Below are 18,815 nucleotides of genomic sequence, written 5' to 3' on the forward strand. Positions count from 1 at the left end.
TCATGGACCCTACCCAATTCACGCGGCTCGCCGGCGGACAGCCCCATCCCCTGGGCGCGGTAAGCGATGGCCTGGGCGTGAACTTCGCGGTGTTCTCGGCCAATGCCACGCGCATCGAGCTGTGCCTGTTCGATGCAAGAGGCCGCAAGGAGCTGCGCCGCTTCGACCTGCCGGAATGCACCGACGAGATCTGGCACGGCTACCTGCCGGACGCGCATCCCGGGCTGGTGTACGGCTACCGCGCCCACGGCCCGCATGATCCGCGCAATGGGCACCGCTTCAATCCCCACAAGCTGCTGCTGGATCCCTACGCAAAGCAGTTGACCGGTCCGCTTCATTGGAGCGACGCCCTGTTCGGCTACCGCATGAACCATGCGCGCGCCGACCTCAGCATCGACCGGCGCGACAGCGCGCCCGCCATGCCCAAGGCCATCGTGGCCGAGGAAATGCCGTTCACCTGGGGCAACAGCCGCCCGCCGGCCACGGCCTGGAACGATTCTGTGATCTACGAGGTTCACGTGCGCGGCGCCTCGATGCTGCGCGAAGACCTGCGCCAGCCCTTGCGGGGCACCTGTTCCGCCCTGGCTGACCCGCGCTTCATCGAGCATCTGCTGCGGCTGGGCGTCACGGCCGTGGAGCTGCTGCCGGTGCAGGCGTTCCTGCAGGACCGCTTCCTGACCGAACGCGGCCTGCGCAACTACTGGGGCTACAGCACGCTGTCGTACTTTGCGCCGGAACCGTTCTATCTGCAGCACAATCCGAACGAACTGCGCCAGGCCATACGCAGGCTGCACGCCGCCGGCATCGAAGTCATCCTGGACGTGGTCTACAACCACACCTGCGAAGGCAGCGAACTGGGGCCCACGCTGTCCTGGCGCGGCCTGGACAATGCCAGCTACTACCGGCTGGTGCCGGGCGATGAACGCTATTACATCAACGACACCGGCTGCGGCAACACCGTCAACCTGTCGCATCCGCGCGTGCTGCAGATGGTCACCGATTCGCTGCGCTACTGGGCGCAGTCCTACGGCGTCGACGGATTCCGCTTCGACCTGGGCGTGACGCTGGGCCGCGAAGGCACCGGCTACGACCCGGGCTCGGGCTTTTTCGACGCCGTGCTGCAGGATCCCGTGCTGGCTCGCCTGAAGCTGATTTCCGAGCCCTGGGATGTGGGGCCGGACGGCTATCAGCTGGGCAACCATCCGCCCGGATTCGCGGAGTGGAACGACAAGTTCCGCGACGCCACGAGGCGCTATTGGCGCGGGGATCCGTCCATGCGCGGCGAGATGGCGGCGCGCCTGTGCGGATCGCGCGACCTGTTCGACCGCCGCCATCGCCGCCCCTGGAGCAGCATCAACTACGTGGCTTCGCACGACGGCTTCACGCTGGCTGACATTGTCAGCTACGACGCGAGCCACAACGAGGCCAACGGCGAAGGCGGCAACGACGGCCATGGCGAGAACTACAGCCACAACTGGGGCGCCGAAGGCGCAACCGATGACGCAGCAATCTTGCAGACCCGCAAGCTGGTACAGCGGGCCCAGCTTGCCTGCGTGTTCCTGTCGGATGGCACGCCCATGCTGCTGGCCGGCGACGAGTTCGGCAACAGCCAGGACGGCAACAACAACGCGTACTGCCAGGACAACACCCTCTCGTGGCTGGACTGGACGCAGGCGCAGGCCGACGACGGCCGTGAACTGAGCCGCTATGCGGCGCGCCTGATCGCCTTGCGCCGCGCCCATCCCAGCACACGCGGCGCGCGCTACGGCGATGCCGGCCAGGAGCTCATGCCGGGCGTCAAGGCAATCTCCTGGTTCGATCCCACGGGCGCGGAACTGGACGCGGCAGCCTGGGAATCGGAGCAGGACAATGCCATGGCCCTGCGCCGCGCCGCCTGCCGCGAGGACAGCAGTGTCGACGTGACGCTGCTGATCCTGAACCCGGGCGCGGAGGACCTCGTGTTCCAGCTGCCGCCGCCCGCGCTGGCCTGGATCCGTGAGCTGGATTCCGCCACGCAGGCGCCCGCCGCGCCCCTGGCCGACGCCGCCATCACCGTGACCGCGCGCAGCCTGGTACTGCTGGCGGCAACCCACGTGCCGGGAGACCCTCCATGACGTATGCCTATGCATCCGGCGCCGCGCCGTTGGAGAGCGGCATCACGCGCTTTCGCCTGTGGGCGCCCTCCGCGCCCGCCGGGCTGGCACTAGAGGTGGAGGGCCATCCACCCATCGCCTTGCGCCCCGGTCCGGACGGCTACGTGCAAGCGGACCTGGACTGCCCCATAGGCGCCCGCTACCACTACCGTCTGGACGCCGACACCGTCGCGCCCGATCCCGCCTCGCGCCTGCAACACGGCGACGTGCATGGCGACAGCGTCGTGGTCGCACCGGATTCCTATCCATGGCGCTACGCGACCTGGCGCGGACGCCCCTGGGAAGAATCCGTCCTGTACGAGACCCATGCCGGCCTGGAGGGCGGCTACGCGGGCCTGCTCGCGCGCCTGCCCGAGCTGGCGGCGCTGGGCGTCACGCTGCTGGAACTCATGCCGATCGCCGACTTCCCCGGCCCGCGTAACTGGGGCTACGACGGCGTGCTGCCCTATGCGCCCGACGCCGCCTACGGCACGCCGGACGAACTCAAGCGGCTGATCGACGAGGCCCACGGCCTGGAGATGGGCGTCATGCTGGACGTGGTCTACAACCATTTCGGCCCGGACGGCAACTACCTGCCGCGTTACGCCGCGTCATTCTTCAGGAAGGACGTGGCCACCCCCTGGGGCGATGCCATCGATTTCCGCCAACCCGCCGTCAGCCAGTTCTTCAAGGACAATGCGCTGTACTGGCTCACGGAATATCGCTTCGACGGACTGCGCCTGGATGCCGTGCATGCCATTGCCGGCCATGAATGGCTGCATGAACTGGCGCAGTACCTGCGGCAGTACATTCCTGCCCAGCGCTACGTGCATCTGGTGCTGGAAAACGACGACAACCGGGCCAGCCTGCTGCAGGGAGATTTCGATGCGCAATGGAACGATGACGCCCATCATGTCCTGCATTGCCTGCTGACCGGCGAGCGCCACGGCTACTACTCGGATTACAGCGCGCAGCCGGCCCAGGACCTGGCGCGCTGCCTGGCTGAAGGTTGGCTGTACCAAGGGCAGCGTTCGCCGTACCGTGGCGGACAGGCGCGCGGCGAGTCCAGCGCGGCGCTTGCGCCCACCGCCTTCGTGCTGTTCCTGCAAAATCACGACCAGATCGGAAACCGCGCGGGCGGCGAACGCCTGGCCAGCCTGGTGGACAACCCCGCGCGGCTGCGGGCCGCGGTCGCCCTGCAATTGCTGGCGCCGCAGATTCCGCTGATTTTCATGGGCGAGGAACGCGGTTCTCGCACGCCTTTCCACTACTTCACCAGCCATGCCGACCCGGCCTTGGCGCAAGCGGTGCGCGAAGGCCGGTCGCGAGAGTTCTCGCGGTTTCCTGAATTCCAGGGTGCGGCCGCGCTGGCCGATCCGAACGATCCCGAGACCTATCTCGCGAGCAAACCTCGGGCCAGCGCCGCGGACGCGCACGCCTGGATGCGTGACTACGCGGTGCTGCTGCATCTGCGCGCCCGTCTGATTGCCCCGCGGCTGCCCGGCGCGAGCAGCCTGGGCGCGGCCGCGATCGGCGAGCGCGGCGTGTTCGCGCGCTGGGAACTGGCCGGCGGCGCGCGGCTGACGGTCTATGCGAATCTCGGCCCCGAGCGCCTGGCCTTGCCCGAGCCCCTGCAGGCCGGCGCCGAGGCCTATGCCACGCTGCTCTTCGAATCCGTGGCAGGCGCACGCGACGCGCTGATCCACGGGGAAGTGTGTGGCGACAGCACCGTATGGCTGCTTGAGGAACCGGCATGAGCGCGGCGCCTGTCGACGATGCTGCCCTGTCCGCGTTGGCCGCCCGGGCCGGCATCGCCGAACATTGGACCGACGCGCGCCAGCGCCCGCAACGCGTGTCGCCAGACACCCTGCGCCTGCTGCTGGCGGGCATGGATCTGCCAGCGCGCAGCGCAGAGGACATCCGCGAGAGCGACCATCGCCTGCGCGCGGAGCACGCCGGCGTGCTGCCGCCCTTACTGGTGACGCGCAGCGGCATGGCCACGTCTCTGCCTCCGTCCGCACGCGGCCGCTATCGCATCGTGTGCGAATCGGGCGCAGCCTTCGAGGGCGACATTGCCGACGACTGCCGTCTGACTGCGCCGGACGAGCCCGGCTATCACGCGCTATACCTGCGCGCAGGCAGGACCATGCTTGCCGTGGCCCCCGTGCAAGCGCCTGGCCTGGACCTCTTGACGGCAACTGACCGGCCCCGCGCCTGGGGACTTTGCGCGCAGGTCTACAGCCTGCGTCGCGATGGCCCCGGCAGCCAGCCTGGTGACGGTGGCTACGGTGACTTCGCCGCCGTGCGCGAACTGGCCGCCGCGGCCGCCGCCGAAGGCGCCGATGCGCTCGCCATCAGCCCGGTGCACGCCATGTTCGCCGCCCAGCCGCAGCGTTGCAGTCCCTATGCTCCCTCCAGCCGCCTGTTCCTGAATACCCTGTATGCGGACCCTGCGGCGGTGCTGGGCGTCGATGCGCTATGCCGCGCATCCACGGGTATCGGCGCCGCGCCGCCTGCAACGAATCTGATCGATTGGCCGGATGCAGGCGCCCGACGGCAGCGCCTGCTGCGCGCGCTGCATCGACAGTTCCGCGCCACCGGCCCGGAGGATTGCCGCCTGCGCTACGACGCCTTCTGCGCGCAGCGCGGCAAAGCATTGCGCGATCATGCCGTGTTCGAAGCCCTGCATGCCGCCCAGGCGGCGCGCAATGCCGCCTCCTTGCCCTGGACGCAGTGGGCGGCAGGCCTGCGCGATCCGGACTCGCCCGAGGTCGAGCGCTACGCGCAGCAGTATCCTGAAGACGTCGACTTCCATCGGTTCGCCCAATGGCTGGCGGCCGAGAGTCTGGCTGGCGCGCAAGACGCGGCGCGGCGAGCCGGCATGCGCGTGGGGCTGATTGCGGACCTGGCGGTCGGCGACAGTCCGGATGGCAGCCACGCCTGGAGCCGGCAGACCGATCTGATGCCGCAGTTGTCCATCGGCGCCCCGCCCGACATCCATAACCCTCAGGGGCAGAACTGGAACCTGGCCGCGTTCTCGCCGCGCGCGATGCATGCCCAGGGTTTTGCGGCCTTCATCGATATGTTGCGCGCGTCCCTGGCCCATGCCGGCGGGCTGCGCATCGATCACATCCTGGGCATGGCGCGGCTGTGGCTGGTGCCCGACGGCTTTGCCGCGGGCGCCTATCTGCGCTATCCGCTGCGCGAGCTGCTGGCGCTGACGGCGCTCGAGGCCTGGCGCCACCGGGCCCTGGCCATTGGCGAGAACCTGGGCACGGTGCCCGAGGGATTCAACCGCGAACTGGCGGACCACGGCATTCTGGGCATGAATGTGCTGTGGTTCATGCGGCGGGAGACGGACGCGGCGGCTGAGCAAACCATGCCGGACGCGCCGGAACCCTTTCTAGCCCCCGAAGCCTGGCCCGCCGAGGCCGTGGCCATGACCAGCACCCACGATCTGCCTACCTTGCGCGGCTGGTGGGCCGAGCGCGACATCGATGTGCGCGCCAAACTGAACTTGCTGGGCGCGGAGGATGACGAAACATCGCTGCGCCGCTGCCGGCGGATGGACCGCAGCTTGCTGACGCAGGCCATGGGCTGTCCCGCCGAACCCGCGCAGGCGCCGTTGGCGGACATGCTGCGCTTCGTATCTTCCAGCCCCTGCCCGCTGCTGCTCGTTCCCCTGGAGGACCTGGCGGGCGAGCTGGAGCAGCCCAACCTGCCCGGCACCGTCGATGAGCATCCCAACTGGCGTCAACGCCTGCCGGCGGGCAGCCAGGCTTGTCTTGCCGACGCAGCGGCGCAGGCGCGGCTGCAAGCGATCCGCTGCGGGCGGGGCCGGCCATGAACATGCCGCGCGCCACCGCCCGGCTGCAACTGCATGCCGGGTACACCTTGCACCACGCCCGCGCCTGCGTGGACTATTACGCCGACCTTGGAGTAAGCCATCTATACCTGTCGCCCATCACCCGCGCCCGCGCTGGCTCAACGCATGGTTATGACGTGGTCGACCACGCCATGGTCAATCCGGAGCTGGGCGGCGAGCCCGCGCTCCGGGACCTTGCCCAAGCCGCGCGCCGACGCGGACTGGGCCTCATCGCGGACATCGTGCCCAATCACATGGCGGCCCATCCTGACAATGTCTGGTGGCGCGATGTGCTCGAGCACGGCGCCGCAAGCGCGCACGCGTGCTGCTTCGACATCAGTTGGGATGGCCCGGACCCGGCGTTGCGCGGCAAGGTCCTGCTGCCCATCCTGCCCGAGCCCTATGGCGTGGCGCTGGCCCAAGGCGCCATGCGGCTGCGCCATGACACCGACAGCGGACGAATCGAACTGGAGGTCGCGGGCCTGCGTTATCCGGTAGCGCCGGAGTCGATTCCACGCGGGCTGGATCCGCAAATCTTGCTGCGCCGATATGATCCCGCCCGCCAGGCTGGCCGGGAACGTCTGCACCGCTTGCTGGAATGCCAGCATTACCGGCTGACCTGGTGGCGCAACGCCGCCGACCAGATCAACTGGCGGCGCTTCTTCGAGATCAGCGAACTCGTGGGCGTGCGGGTCGAAGACGAAGCCGTGTTCGATGCCGTGCATGCGCTGGCGCTGCGTCTGTATGCGCAGGGCGTACTCGACGGGCTGCGCATCGACCACATCGATGGTCTGGCCGCGCCGGGCGCCTACCTGCGCCGCCTGAACCAGCGCCTGGGCGCAGCGGGCGCCAGTCGGCCGCCTTCCTGCGCGCAACCTCAAGCCTATGTGGTGGCGGAGAAAATCCTGGCGCCGGATGAATCGCCCGATCCGCGCTGGTCGCTGCACGGCACCACCGGCTACGACTTCATGGACCAGGTCGGCGCGTTGTTGCACGACCCTGACGCCGAGGCGCCGCTGCGCGCGTTCTGGCAATTGCTTACGGGCGACCTGCGCACGCCGCAGCAACAGCTGGAAGCGGCGCGCGCGCGCATGCTGGAGCGGCACTTTCCGGCCGAACGACAGGCGCTGGTCCGCAGCCTGGAACAGATTGCGCGGCAACACCGCCAGACCCGCGACTGGAGCGCGGTGTCGATAGACCGCGCGTTGTCCGCCTGGCTGACCGCCTTCCCGGTGTACCGGACCTACGCCGAAGACGGCGGGCGCAGCGGCGCGGATCGCCGCGGGTGCGATAGCGCCAGCAAGCGGGCAGCCGCCCTTTTGAACGCCCTGCCCGGTTCGGCGGACGCTGCCCTGCTCGCGCAGTTGGACCGCTGGCTGGACGGCGGCGCTGCCAGGCCTGCGGCACCGGAACACCGGACTGGACCACCGCAGCAAGCCGAAGCCTTGCGGCGGTTCCAGCAACTGACGCCGCCGCTGGCCGCCAAGGCGCTCGAAGACACGCTGTTCTACCGCTACGGCCCGCTGCTGTCGCGCAATGAAGTCGGCGCATCGCCCACGCGATTCGCCTTGCCGCCGGAAGCCTTTCTTGCCCTGGTCCAGGCCCGCGCGAACGACTTCCCCCATGCCATGCTGGCCACCGCCACGCATGACCACAAGCGCGGCGAAGACACGAGGGCCCGGCTGGCCGTGCTGTCGGAAATGCCCGGGCAATGGCGCAAGAGCGCTTACCGCTGGATCCAGGCCCTGCCGGACGGCGGCCGCCTTTCTTTGGCGGATCGCTACATGCTCGTGCAGACGCTGGTGGGCGCATGGCCGGCGGATTGGACCGCAGACGCGATCGAGCACAAAGCCGACGTCGTGGCCGGCTGGATCGAACGGGTGGCGCAATGGCAGCTCAAGGCCTTACGCGAAGCGAAGATCCACAGCAGCTGGACCGATCCCGACCTCGCATACGAAAACGCGGCGCGCGCGGCGCTTGCGTTCCTGCGGGATCCGGGGCCAGGGCGCCGCCTGTTGGCGGAAATCGCTGCCTATGCCTTGCAGTTGGCTCCGGCGGGCATGATCAACAGCCTCGCGCAGACACTGTTGCGCAACACGCTGCCCGGCGTGCCGGACTTGTACCAGGGGACGGAGCTTTGGGACTACAGCCTGGTCGATCCCGACAACCGGCGCGCCGTGGACTATCCGAGGAGAATCACCATGCTCGCCGAGGCCCTGGCCGCCGAAGGCGGAATATTCACGCGGGAATCGGATTGGCGCAGCGGCGCGGTCAAGCAGGCGCTGATCCAGCGGCTGCTGGCGGCGCGCCAGCGCCATCCGGCATTGTCCAGCCATGGAGGATGCGTCCCGCTGACGGTCGCGGGGCCGAACGCGCATCACGTACTTGCCTGGCTGCGGCGTCATGAAGATGGAACTGCACTGATCGTTGCCCCGCGGCTATGCGCGAGCCGGCTGTCCGGCTACGCGAGCGGCAAGCCTGCGGCAGCGCGCGAGTTCTGGGCGAGCACGGTCATCCTGCTGCCTGATGCCGTCAGGAACGGACCCTGGCGCGACGCCGTGAGCGGTGCCCTGGTGCAGCCCGGCCCGGATGGCGCGTTGCATCTGCATCACCTGCTGCGCGAACTGCCGGTAGCCTTATGCCTGTCCCTCCATCCTTGAGGAGGGAGTCCCGCGTGAACGCCGTCCATGAATAAACGGCCTTGTCCGCCCACAGCGGGACAAGGCCGTCTTGCTACCGCGATGCCCGCCCGACTATGGGGCCCGGAACACGCGGTCTACGAGTCAGCGCGGCATCTTGCTTTGCTGCCCGGGGTTCTGGCCAGGTTGCTGCCGGTCTTTATCGGCATGCTGGCCGGACTGGCCGGGCTGTTGCTGCCCAGGCTGATTGCGGTCCTTGGGGTTTTCCTGGGCCTGTTGCTTCTGCTGCTGCTTTTGCTGGTCGGGCTGGTTCTGATTGGGCATTGCAAGTCTCCTGGAAGACGGAAAAAACTCCGCCACCTTCCATACAGCAACCCGCGTGCCCAAACCCCGGCGGCCAAGCGTCCGCACCCGGGCGCGCATGGGGGACGCAAGCCCCGAGGGTAAAGTCCGGCCCGGCCGGTAAAAATTGCGCTCGGCGGCCTGCGCTATTGCGTGGCCGCGTGCCGTTTGCCGCGCACGGACTGCGGCTCCTGGGCGGCATCGTAGGTATCGAGCCAGGACGAGGTATAGGCGGCGGGCGCGGCCAGCGGCTCGCCCTGGTCGCGCTGCGTGCGCAGGCGGACCATCAATTCGTCCAGCGGCATGGGACGGCCCAGCGCAAAGCCCTGCCCGTAGCGGCAGCCGGCGGCGCGCAAGGCGGGAATGTCCGCGACGTTTTCGACGCCTTCAGCCACCACGCGCCGGCCCAGCCGGTTGGCCAGTTCGGCGGCGGTGCGCAGCACTTCGAACGCGACGGCGCTGCGCCGCATGCGCGTGACGAAATACTGGTCGATCTTGACTTCCGACAACGGCAGCGCCGATAGCAATTTGAGCGACGCATGGCCGGTGCCGAAATCGTCCAGGCTGACTTCGCAGCCCGCGTTTTCGAGCTTCAGCAGCGTCGCGCGCAGCACGTCGAGTTCACGGATGGGCTGGTCTTCGGTCAGTTCCACCCGCACCAGCGATGCCGGTAGCTCCGCCGCGTAGATGCGGTCCAGCAGGAAATCGACGGCGGCCTCGTCCGACAAGGTGGAGGCAGGCGCATTGATGGCCACGGGAATCGCGATGCCGGCGCGCCGCATGGTCAGCAGCATATCTATCACCCGCAGGCAGACGCGCTCGAACAGCATCTTGTCCAGCCCCAGGCGATTGACCGCCGGGATGAAATCGGAGGGCATGATGATGCCCAGCCGCCGATGCCGCCAGCGCGCCAGCGCTTCGGCCGACACGATCCTGCCCGTCAGCAAGTCCACCTGCGGCTGCAACAGCATGCGCAGCCCATCCTTGCCGGTGATCATGGCGGCGATCTCGTCGTCGCTCGCCACCGAGTCTGTGGAAGCCTCGTGATTCGACATCATGTCGACACTCCTTGCGCGCCCCTGGGCTTGACCTGCGCTGTCCGGGCGCAGAAAGAGGCACATTGGACTGAGTATTCCCAGCTACAGCGCTTTTTGTATGCCATTTCCAGACTTTCTTCCAGGCAATTCTGCGCCCCTGCGGCGGCAAAGTCACATATATGTATCCATACGTATTAAGCTGCTCGGATTCATGAACGAGGCGGCGATCTCAGGCGCTCCGGCCGCCTCTCGCCGGAATGCCTTGTCGACATGGTAGGGTTGCCGTCATTCGCCCTGCCGGGCCCACCTCCGCTGCTGTACTCCTAGCGTGAAGAACCTGTTTTCCCGTTGGCGCGCATCCTTGCGCAACGTCTTGTGGTTGGACGCCCTGCAAGCCGCGGCCATCAGCGCCGCCCCTGTCATCCTGGCTGTGCTGGCGCACGAACCGCGTCTGGGCTGGAGCGCCATCGCGGCGTTCTGGGCCTGCTTCGGCGACCCGGGGGGCCCGCTGCGGCAGCGCGCCGGCGCGATGCTGGCGTTGGGGCTGATCGGCGCGCTGTTCTGCTTCCTGGCCAGTGTCAGCGCTGCCCACCTGTGGCTGCTGCTGCCGTTGACCTTCGTGTGCTGTACCTTCGGCGGCTTGTTGCGCGTGCTGGGGCCGGCCGCAGCCATCGTCGGCACCCTGCTGTCGGCCGGCTTCGTCGTGGCAGCCGAACTGCCTGCCCCGACCTGGACGGAGAGCCTGTCGTACACGCTGTTTTTCCTCGCCGGCGCGGCCTGGGCCATCCTGATGACCGCGCTGGTGTGGCGCAGGCGTCCCTGGAAGGACGCGACCCACGCCGTCGCGCATTGCTACCGCGGCCTGGCCGATTTCGCCGACGCGCTGGCCCGCATGTATTCGGGGCTGGCGCCGGCGGCCAGTCCCCAGGACTGGAGCGCCGTCACGCGCCCGCAGCGCAGTGCCCAGCGCGCCGCGCTGGAAGCCGCCCGGGTGCGCATCCGCGAAGTGCAGGACGCGCGGCCCTCGCGCCGCGCCCGCGCGCAGCAGTTGCTGTACCTGCTGGACAATGCCGAGGACAGCTTCATCGCGCTGGTGGCCGCAGCCGACCTGCTGGAATCGAATGCGCCGCAATGGCTGGGCCGCGGCGCCGGCGCCCATCTTTCCCACGCGCTGCATCGCTATGCCAGCCTGTGCAATGCCATCGCCAGCACCTCGGACCTCAACGACGCCAAGCAGGCCCAGTGCCTGCGCGATCGCCTGGCCCATTACGGTTCCGGCCTGCACGAGCTGCGCGGCGGCGCCATGGCCCATGCGCCGGAACTGGCCACCATGGTGCCGGTGCTGGACCGCCTGCTGCACACCGCGCAAGCCGTGACGCAGTCGCTGTTCGACCAGGGCGATGCGCCCGCCGCGCCGGCGCGCGACCGCCTCAGGACCAGCCGTGCGCAAGACGCCTGGCGCGCACTGCGCCAGAACCTGAGCGTCGAATCGGACGCGTTCCGCCATGCCTTGCGCGTAGGCGTGGGCGCCACCATCGCGGTGGCTCTGTCCAAGACCTTCACCGTCAACCATGGCTACTGGATGTCGCTGACGCTGGTCTTCATTCTGCAGCCCTACTTCGCCACCACCTGGCAGCGCACCCTGGAACGCGTCGCCGGTAGCGTGGCGGGCGCCATCGGCGCCTCGCTGCTGGGGCTGTTCCTCAGCACGCCCTTGTCCGTGGCCCTGGCGGTATTGCCCATCGCGCTGGGCACGTTCGCCGCGCGCACCATCCATTACGCGCTGTTCACGTTCTTCCTGACATCGCAGTTCGTGCTGGTCACCCATATCCAGCAGCCGGACATCCAGGAGCCCATGCTTGCCGCCCTGCGCGCCTTCAACAGCGTGCTGGGCGGCATCCTCGCGCTGCTGGTGGGCTTTCTGGTCTGGCCTGAAAAAGAGCCGCGCCAACTGGCAGGCGCCCTCAGCCTGGCGCTGGAACGCCATGCCGCCTACGCACGCGCCCTGGTCCGGGAAAAAAGCGGCGATGCCCGCGCGGGACAGGACATCGTGACGCTGCGCCGCATGGCTTGCCTGTCCGCCGACAATGCGCAGGCCTCCTTGCAGCGGTTGCAGCAAAATCCGGTCCATCGCGACCGCAACGTGAGCACGGCGGAAAACCTGCTGAACGCAATGCGCCGCGTCACTGCGGCGGGAACCGTGCTTGAGATACAAGCCGCCTTGCCTGCCGCGTCCCCCGCAGCCCAGGCGCTCGCCGAGTACGGGCCGGTGCTGGCGCACGCGCTGCATCCGCAGGAGCCCGCTCCGGAATCGGGAGCCCGGCAGTTGACCGTGCCCGCAGCGGTCGCCGCCGGCTATCCGGAACTGGCCGGGCCGCTGGAGCGCATCGCGCAGCAAGCGCGCCAGTTGCGCCAGCTGCGCGAGCGCGTGGAACGGGCGCAGCCCTCGCCCTAGCCGGCCGGTTTGCGCTGGACCCGGCGAACTGCCGCGGGCTTGACGCTTATCAAGGGCGAAATGGCCGAAAAGCGTAACCATAGGCACATGGCACGCTTAAACAAGGAGGCCTCCATGTATCGCCGCATTTCCGTCCACCTGGATCACGGATTCGACTGCAAACGCCGCATTGAAGCTGCCCTGGCCCTGGCCAAGCGCCACAAGGCCGAGCTGGTCGGCATCTATGCCAACGCCGCGCCGCCCCAGTATTACTACGGCGAATCCGTGCTCATGTCGCGTTCGCTGGGCATCATCAAGGAACTGCACGCGCAAAACCGCGATGCGGTGGAAGCCGCCTTTCTCGAGGCTGCCGCAGAAGCGGACGTTCCCGCCTTCATGCGCGCTGGCACCTCCTCACCCAGCGAGACCGTGGCGCTGCTCGGCCGCACCACCGACCTGATCGTGGTCAGCCAGGAAAACCGCGAAGACGTCGAAGCCGCGCACGAAATCGAATTCGTCGAGCAGACGCTATTGACGGCGGGCCGGCCGGTGCTGGCGATTCCGTCCAGCGGCGAATTCCCGGTCATCGGCGACCGCGTGCTGTGCTGCTGGGACGGCAGCCGCGAAGCCGCCCGCGCGCTGGCCGATGCCGCGCCGATCCTGCGCCTGGCTTCGCATATGACCGTGCTGACCATGAACGAAGGCGCCGCCAGCCCGAAGCATGAAGCGCCGTTCGAGGACCTGGCGACCTATTGCGTCGCGCAAGGCATGCCGGCGCCCGAGCACGTGCGCCGCGACATCAAGGGCGTCGGCGTGGGCAGCACCATCCTGAATGCCGCCGCCGACCATAGCGCGGACTTGATCGTCATGGGCGCCTACGGCCACAGCAAGCTGCGCCAGTGGGCGCTGGGCGGCGCCACCGCGTCCATCCTGAAGAGCATGACCGTGCCGATCGTGTTCTCCCACTGACGTCAGGCTGTCAGCCTCCGCGCACGGGGGTCACTACCGGCCTGCCGGCGAAGTGCGCCGTGGCGTTGTCCAGGAACAGCGCCACGGTGGCATGCACCGCCTCCGGCGAGCGCCCCGCGCTGTGCGGCGTCAACACCACGTTGTCGAGCTCGATGAGCGCCTTGGGCACGTCGGGCTCGCCGTCCACCACATCCAGGCCCGCGCCCGCAATGCGGCGCCCGGCCAGGGCCGCGATCAGCGCCTGCGTGTCGACCACGCTGCCGCGCGCGATGTTCACCAGATACCCTTCGGGTCCCAGCGCTTCCAGTACTTGGGCGTCCACCAGATGGCGCGTGCCCGCCCCGCCCGGCGTCGCCACCACCAGGAAATCCGACGCCGCGGCCAGCGCGCGTGGGCTGTCGAAGTAGGTGTAGCCGGATTCCGGGCGGACGCTGCGGCTGTAATAGCCCACGCTCATGCCGAAGCCCAGGGCGCCGCGCCGGGCGATTTCCAGGCCTATGGTGCCCAAACCCAGGATGCCCAGGCGCTTGCCCGAGACCTGCGGCCCCATGAAGCCGCTCCAATGGCCTTGACGCACCGAAGCATCGGCCTGCGGCAAGCGCCGCGCCGCGCCCAGCAGCAGCGCCATGGCATGGTCCGCCACCGACACTGCGTTGGCGCCCGGACCGTTGGTCACCACGATGCCGCGCGCGGCCGCCGCGGCCAGATCGATGTTCTCATGGCCCACGCCCAGGGAACAGGCGATCTCGAGCTTGGGCATCGCTGCCATTTCCTCCGCGTGCAAGCCGGTGGCGCCGCGCGTAAGCACGATGCGGATCTCATGGCCATGGTCGCGGATCGCCTGGGCGCGCGACGCGTCGGTAGGCGCAAAAATCGCGCGAAAGCCGCGCGCTTCGATTTCGGGCAGATAGTCCTGCACGCTTTCAATCAGGACAAGCAAGGGGATGGTCATGTCGGGAATGCCGCGCATCGCGGGAGCTGCATAAAAACCCGGCGATGTTACGCCTGGGCCGTGACGCGCGCCAGCCGCCGTCCGTCAGGCGGCCGCCCGGCGACAGTACCGGCGCGCGAGCCGCCCGACACGGCTCGCGCCCGCGCTACTGTGGACCGGCCCCGCTACAGCCGTCCGGTCAGCAGCATCACAATCAGGACGATCAGCAATATGCCCAGTATGCCGCTGGGGTAATAGCCCCAGCCACGGCTATGGGGCCAGGCCGGCACGGCGCCGACCAGCAAAAGGATCAGGATAATCAGCAGGATGGTCGACATGGCGACTCCTCGGTTCTTGTTGGGGTCTGTGGAATCCCGTTGCCCGCCTCAGGGGCTGGGCGGCGTGATTTCCTTGCCCGGCGGCGACAAGGGCGGCAGGTCGACGTCCGGCTCGTCGGTATCCGGATCCACCGGCAGGTCCCCGGGAGGCGAACCCGGCGGTATCGGATCTGGTTTGGGCGGAACGTGCAGGTAATACGAGTACGCAATGTGCATGGCTGTCTCCGGGGAAAATCCATTCCTCCCTCAGCAAGCCGCGTGCCCGGGCCGGCCCGCGTGACCGGCACGGGCACGCCGCATGCTGATGCCAGCGCCCATGTCCCCCTTGGCTGGCGCCGACGACATGAACTCAAGCTCCCAAGCGCCCCGCACGTCCGGCGGCGCGGCACTGGTCTATTACGACGACAGCCGGGCAGGCTATACGCGAGCCCGCATCAACGGCCACGCCTTCCACTACCTGGACGCGCGCGGCAAGCGTATACGCAGTGCGCGGGAGATCAAGCGCATCGATGCCCTGGCGATACCGCCGGCCTATGAGCAGGTATGGATCTGCCCGTCTCCGCTTGGGCACCTGCAAGCCACCGGGCGCGACGCGCGCGGCCGCAAGCAGTACCGCTACCACCCGGACTGGACCGCGGTGCGCGACGCTAGCAAGTACCAAAGCCTTGCGGATTTCGCGCAGACGCTGCCGCGCATCCGGCGCCAGGTCGAACGCGATCTGCGCACCCCCGGTTTATCCCAGAACAAAGTGATAGCCGTACTGGTGCGGCTGCTGGAGGCAACCCTGGTGCGCATCGGCGCGCGCGAATACGCCCGGGCCAACAAGTCCTATGGCTTGACCACCCTCAAGCGCCGCCACGCCAGCGTCAGCGGCGACCGCTTCCGTTTCCGCTTCCAGGGCAAGAGCGGCGTAAGCCACGACGTGAGTGCCGCGGACCGGCGCGTGGCGCGCATCATCAAGCGCTGCCTGGACATCCCCGGCCAGCAGCTTTTCCAGTACCTGGACGAGGACGGCGGCAGCCATCCGGTGGACTCTGGCGCCGTCAATGCCTATCTGCGCGCGGCGGGTCGGGGCGACTTCACGGCGAAGCACTACCGGACCTGGGCAGGTTCCGTCATGGCCTACGCGGCGTTGCAGAGCTGTCCGGCCGACGACGCCGCCCAGGCGCAGAAGAACGTGGTGGAAGTGGTCAGGCAGGTGGCGCGGCGTCTGGCCAATACGCCGGCCGTGTGCCGGGCCTGCTATGTGCACCCGGCGATTCTGGCCGCCTATCTGGAGGGCGCGTTGCCACCCGCCGCGGCCGCGCCACAAGCGCCCCGCGGCCTGCACCCGGACGAACGCCGCCTGCTGGCCTTTCTGCGGGCGCAGACCGCTGCGGCGGCGCCGGCCGCTCAGGAATCAAAGGATCGATGAGCGCGCATTCTTGGCCTGCGGCTGCGGCGCGGAACCGTCAGCCCAATTCGACTCGGTGCGCGTGTCGGCCACGATGCGCTTGTCGCGCGCGGCCTCGTCCGGGCTCAAGGCGTCTGGTTTATCCGGTCTGCGCGGAACATCGACGGGAGAACGCGGCGGCAGTATCTTAGCGTTGTCTTCCGGCTGCTTGCCGGCACGCGCCGGCTTCGCGGATCCCAATACGGATGCTGGTTTCATGCGTGGCTCCTGGGGTCGCTCCCCAAGGGAAGCTGCATCCCAATGCTACGGCGGCAGGCCGCAAGGGTCATCGCCGGCTGGCTTCAAATTGCAAGCGGATGTGGCCTTCGGGCCAGGCATGCAGGTTGCGGCGCGTACCGGGCATCACAAGGAGATGCAATGCGAGATCCAAATTTCGAGCAATGTGTGCAAGCCTGCTACGAATGCGCGGTCGCCTGCGATATATGCGCCTCCGCCTGCTTGCAGGACAACCCCGCGCAGATGCAGCGTTGCATCGCGCTGTGCACCGATTGCGCCGCGGTTTGCCGGCTATGCGCGGCCATGCTGGCGCGCGACGGCGAGTTCGCCACCGCCCAGTGCACCTTGTGCGCGTTGATGTGCGATGCCTGCGCGCGCGAGTGTTCGTCGCACGAGGCCGAGCATTGCCAGGTTTGCGCAGGCGCATGCCTGGGCTGCACGCTGGCCTGCCGCGACATGCTGGAGGCCTGAATCCTTCCGACCCGCCGCGCGGCCGTCCGGGCCGGCCGCGCCGACGCACTTTCCGCCCGACTGCCAGGAGCTACCGATGGCCTCTACCCACACCCCCCTGCCCTCCGACTTTCCGGAGAACGGCCCGGACAACCGCGGCGCGCACCGACGCTCACGGCACCCTGAAGCCTGGATCGACGATCTGGAAGCCACGCTCAGCGACACCGCCGCAACCGACATGGAAGCACTCAAGGCGCGCTTGTCCGAGCAGTTGCGCGCCACGCGGCGCAGCCTGCGCGACGCTTCCGACAACGCCAGCGACCTGATGCGCGAAACCATAGACTGCACCGAGGAATATATCCACGCCCGGCCCTGGCAGGCGATCGGCCTGGTGGCGGGCGCGGCTTTCCTGTTTGGCGTGGTGGTGGGACGGCAGTAATCACGCGCGCAGGCCAGCCAGCCACGCCATTCGCCCGGCCGGGGGCAAGGCTCCTGAGCATCCGGAAACGCGTGCGAGCAAAAGGCGCCTCGCCGCGCGTACTCTCATTTGGCCGGCGCGATCGACGCGGGCGCCTGGCGGGACGCGGGCGAAACAGCTGGCGCCTCTCCCTTGACGGCCGGCTGGATCTTGTCGGGGTCGGCCGGCGCAGTGCCCTGCAGCTTGCGGGCGATGGCCAGATGCTGGGCCAGCATGGGCAGCGAGCGCGCAGCGAAGTCTCGCACCTGCGGATCCTTGGACTCGCGCGCAGCAGTCTCGAACAGACGGTTGGCCATCGTGTGCGCATCCATGGCCGCCTTTTCGATGTAAAGCGCATCGAAGTCCGGCCCTGTCCTGTTGCTCAGTTGTTCCAGAGTGCCGCGGTCGGGCTCGGACGGTTCTGTCGGCAGCTTCGCTTGTTTGCTCGCTGCCAGGGTCTTCAGTTCGGCATTCATGGCGCGATGCTGCTCCAGCATCTTCGCCGCGTAGGCCTTGACGTCGCCATCGCCGGCGCGCTTTTTCGCCAGTTCCGCAGCCTCCACCTCGAACATCCCCGAACCCGCCGCAGCCTGCAGGAAGCGCGCCTCCGGCTCCGCCAATTCCTGCGCCCGCACACCGCCCAGCACGCCTGGCGCGATCAGCAGGCAAACCGCGACGATGCCGCACAGCCAAGTGGTCTTCTTCATATCGGGCTCCCGCAACGATAGTCCAGCCGTAATTCGCCTCATGGCCAGCAACTGCCATGCCTGCCGCCAGGCACGGTGCTTGCTGTCGGCGGGGCAAGCGGCCTGGCCCGGCCGGCACAGGCAGTCCGCCCGCGGTTCCGCCCCACCCGCATCCTGCGCAAAGGACATCCCATGGACATGCCCGGCAACAATGAAGACTTCTCCGACCGGGAAGACGAAGCGGCGCCACCGCCCATGCCTCCCGAAACCCGCGGCCTGTCCATCCTGGACTGGTCGGCATTGATCGCCGTGGTGGCAGGCGGCCTGAATACCGGCCTGATCGCCGCGGTGGATCTGGACGTGTTCGCCAAGATACTGCCCTCGGCCGCTGCCACCCGCAGTGTCTATGGCCTGATCGGGCTGGCCGCGCTATACAGCGTGGTGCTGCTTTTCAGGCTGGGCGAACAGGCGGATTGAGCACGCCGGAGACGATCACGCTGCGCCCGGACGCTTGCCCGGATACTGCCCGCCTTCCTCGTACTCGGCGCCCTTGTCATTGGGCTTCTTGTCCGATTCGCGCTTGGGCGCGGCGGGCGGCTTGCCGAAATCGGGCTTGTCCGTGCCGAACTGGCCGCTGCGATGGGCGGCTTCGGTTTCCGTGCGCGGCGCATTGGCCTTGGCATGTTCCAGATCCGCCTTCGCCTTGTCTTTCCGCTTGGTTTCCATATTCGTATCCCCGCCTCGTTCCATGGATGCCGCGGGCGCCGCGCATCTGCATCGCCCGCCGTCAGCCCCCGAGCAAGCGGCGTTCCCGGCCGGCCCGGGCACGCCGCTTGCTTGCGCATGACGCCAGGCCCGGACGATGC

General features: G+C 68.3%; 18 protein-coding genes. 10 read left to right on the plus strand and 8 right to left on the minus strand.

Features of this window, described 5'->3' with window-relative positions; all coding sequences use genetic code 11:
- Nucleotides 1-2 precede the first annotated feature (2 nt).
- Genes glgX through treY form a run of 4 tightly spaced genes read left to right on the plus strand, consistent with a single transcriptional unit; the run spans nt 3 to nt 8,657 of the window.
- Nucleotides 3-2,114, plus strand: a complete 2,112-nt coding sequence (glgX, locus tag IPU70_RS03400) for a glycogen debranching protein GlgX (protein WP_207464969.1) — start codon at nt 3-5, stop codon at nt 2,112-2,114.
- On the plus strand, nt 2,111-3,889 hold the full coding sequence (gene treZ, locus IPU70_RS03405; RefSeq protein WP_207464971.1) for a malto-oligosyltrehalose trehalohydrolase: 1,779 nt from the start codon (nt 2,111-2,113) through the stop codon (nt 3,887-3,889). The genes glgX and treZ overlap by 4 nt, the downstream gene beginning before the upstream one ends.
- On the plus strand, nt 3,886-5,979 hold the full coding sequence (malQ, locus tag IPU70_RS03410; protein WP_207464973.1) for a 4-alpha-glucanotransferase: 2,094 nt from the start codon (nt 3,886-3,888) through the stop codon (nt 5,977-5,979). The genes treZ and malQ overlap by 4 nt, the downstream gene beginning before the upstream one ends.
- Before the next feature lie 2 nt (nt 5,980-5,981).
- A complete protein-coding gene (gene treY, locus IPU70_RS03415; RefSeq protein WP_371818867.1) occupies nt 5,982-8,657 on the plus strand; it encodes a malto-oligosyltrehalose synthase in 2,676 nt (891 codons plus the stop codon).
- A 123-nt stretch (nt 8,658-8,780) separates the two neighbouring features.
- Here treY and IPU70_RS03420 read toward each other — a convergent pair whose 3' ends face one another.
- Nucleotides 8,781-8,960 carry a hypothetical protein gene (locus tag IPU70_RS03420; protein ID WP_013393882.1) on the minus strand — a complete coding sequence of 60 codons (180 nt, stop codon included), beginning with the start codon at nt 8,958-8,960 and terminating at the stop codon, nt 8,781-8,783.
- Between the two features lie 164 nt (nt 8,961-9,124).
- On the minus strand, nt 9,125-10,036 hold the full coding sequence (locus tag IPU70_RS03425; protein WP_207464977.1) for an EAL domain-containing protein: 912 nt from the start codon (nt 10,034-10,036) through the stop codon (nt 9,125-9,127).
- Between the two features lie 340 nt (nt 10,037-10,376).
- Here IPU70_RS03425 and IPU70_RS03430 point away from each other — a divergent pair, with 340 nt between their 5' ends.
- Nucleotides 10,377-12,470 (plus strand): FUSC family protein, encoded by a 2,094-nt coding sequence (locus IPU70_RS03430; RefSeq protein ID WP_242702303.1) that lies wholly within the window; start codon nt 10,377-10,379, stop codon nt 12,468-12,470.
- Between the two features lie 114 nt (nt 12,471-12,584).
- Complete coding sequence (locus IPU70_RS03435) at nt 12,585-13,418, plus strand: universal stress protein (RefSeq protein ID WP_207464981.1); 834 nt, start codon at nt 12,585-12,587, stop codon at nt 13,416-13,418.
- A 10-nt stretch (nt 13,419-13,428) separates the two neighbouring features.
- Here the strand turns inward: IPU70_RS03435 and IPU70_RS03440 are convergent, their stop codons facing one another.
- The 3 genes from IPU70_RS03440 to IPU70_RS03450 form a co-directional block, all read right to left on the minus strand.
- Entirely contained in the window at nt 13,429-14,370 is a 942-nt protein-coding gene (locus IPU70_RS03440) for a 2-hydroxyacid dehydrogenase (RefSeq protein WP_207465334.1), read from the minus strand.
- Nucleotides 14,371-14,534: 164 nt separating this feature from the next.
- Nucleotides 14,535-14,687 (minus strand): DUF3309 family protein, encoded by a 153-nt coding sequence (locus IPU70_RS03445; RefSeq protein ID WP_013393887.1) that lies wholly within the window; start codon nt 14,685-14,687, stop codon nt 14,535-14,537.
- A 48-nt stretch (nt 14,688-14,735) separates the two neighbouring features.
- Nucleotides 14,736-14,903 carry a hypothetical protein gene (locus IPU70_RS03450; RefSeq protein ID WP_013393888.1) on the minus strand — a complete coding sequence of 56 codons (168 nt, stop codon included), beginning with the start codon at nt 14,901-14,903 and terminating at the stop codon, nt 14,736-14,738.
- Between the two features lie 127 nt (nt 14,904-15,030).
- Here IPU70_RS03450 and IPU70_RS03455 point away from each other — a divergent pair, with 127 nt between their 5' ends.
- Nucleotides 15,031-16,101, plus strand: coding sequence for a DNA topoisomerase IB (locus IPU70_RS03455; protein ID WP_207464983.1), 1,071 nt, complete (start codon nt 15,031-15,033; stop codon nt 16,099-16,101).
- On the opposite strand, the gene IPU70_RS03460 is transcribed toward IPU70_RS03455, so the two are convergent.
- The gene (locus tag IPU70_RS03460; RefSeq protein ID WP_207464985.1) at nt 16,087-16,338 is read right to left on the minus strand and encodes a hypothetical protein; all 252 of its coding nucleotides are present in this window, start codon (nt 16,336-16,338) and stop codon (nt 16,087-16,089) included. The two genes, IPU70_RS03455 and IPU70_RS03460, sit on opposite strands and share 15 nt — an antisense overlap.
- Nucleotides 16,339-16,497: 159 nt before the next feature.
- Here IPU70_RS03460 and IPU70_RS03465 point away from each other — a divergent pair, with 159 nt between their 5' ends.
- A complete protein-coding gene (locus IPU70_RS03465) occupies nt 16,498-16,827 on the plus strand; it encodes a four-helix bundle copper-binding protein (RefSeq protein WP_207464987.1) in 330 nt (109 codons plus the stop codon).
- 76 nt (nt 16,828-16,903) lie between these two features.
- Nucleotides 16,904-17,245: a YqjD family protein gene (locus IPU70_RS03470; RefSeq protein WP_013393892.1), complete on the plus strand. Its 342-nt coding sequence runs from the start codon at nt 16,904-16,906 to the stop codon at nt 17,243-17,245.
- Between the two features lie 104 nt (nt 17,246-17,349).
- Here IPU70_RS03470 and IPU70_RS03475 read toward each other — a convergent pair whose 3' ends face one another.
- Nucleotides 17,350-17,970 carry a DUF4142 domain-containing protein gene (locus IPU70_RS03475; protein WP_207464989.1) on the minus strand — a complete coding sequence of 207 codons (621 nt, stop codon included), beginning with the start codon at nt 17,968-17,970 and terminating at the stop codon, nt 17,350-17,352.
- A gap of 171 nt (nt 17,971-18,141) precedes the next feature.
- Between IPU70_RS03475 and IPU70_RS03480 the strand changes: the two genes are divergently transcribed.
- Nucleotides 18,142-18,426 carry a DUF378 domain-containing protein gene (locus IPU70_RS03480; RefSeq protein ID WP_207464991.1) on the plus strand — a complete coding sequence of 95 codons (285 nt, stop codon included), beginning with the start codon at nt 18,142-18,144 and terminating at the stop codon, nt 18,424-18,426.
- A 15-nt stretch (nt 18,427-18,441) separates the two neighbouring features.
- Here IPU70_RS03480 and IPU70_RS03485 read toward each other — a convergent pair whose 3' ends face one another.
- Nucleotides 18,442-18,675: a hypothetical protein gene (locus tag IPU70_RS03485; protein WP_207464993.1), complete on the minus strand. Its 234-nt coding sequence runs from the start codon at nt 18,673-18,675 to the stop codon at nt 18,442-18,444.
- Nucleotides 18,676-18,815: the final 140 nt, after the last annotated feature.

Source organism: Achromobacter sp. SD115, from assembly GCF_017355315.1.
Taxonomy (GTDB): Bacteria; Pseudomonadota; Gammaproteobacteria; order Burkholderiales; family Burkholderiaceae_B; genus Achromobacter; species Achromobacter xylosoxidans_B.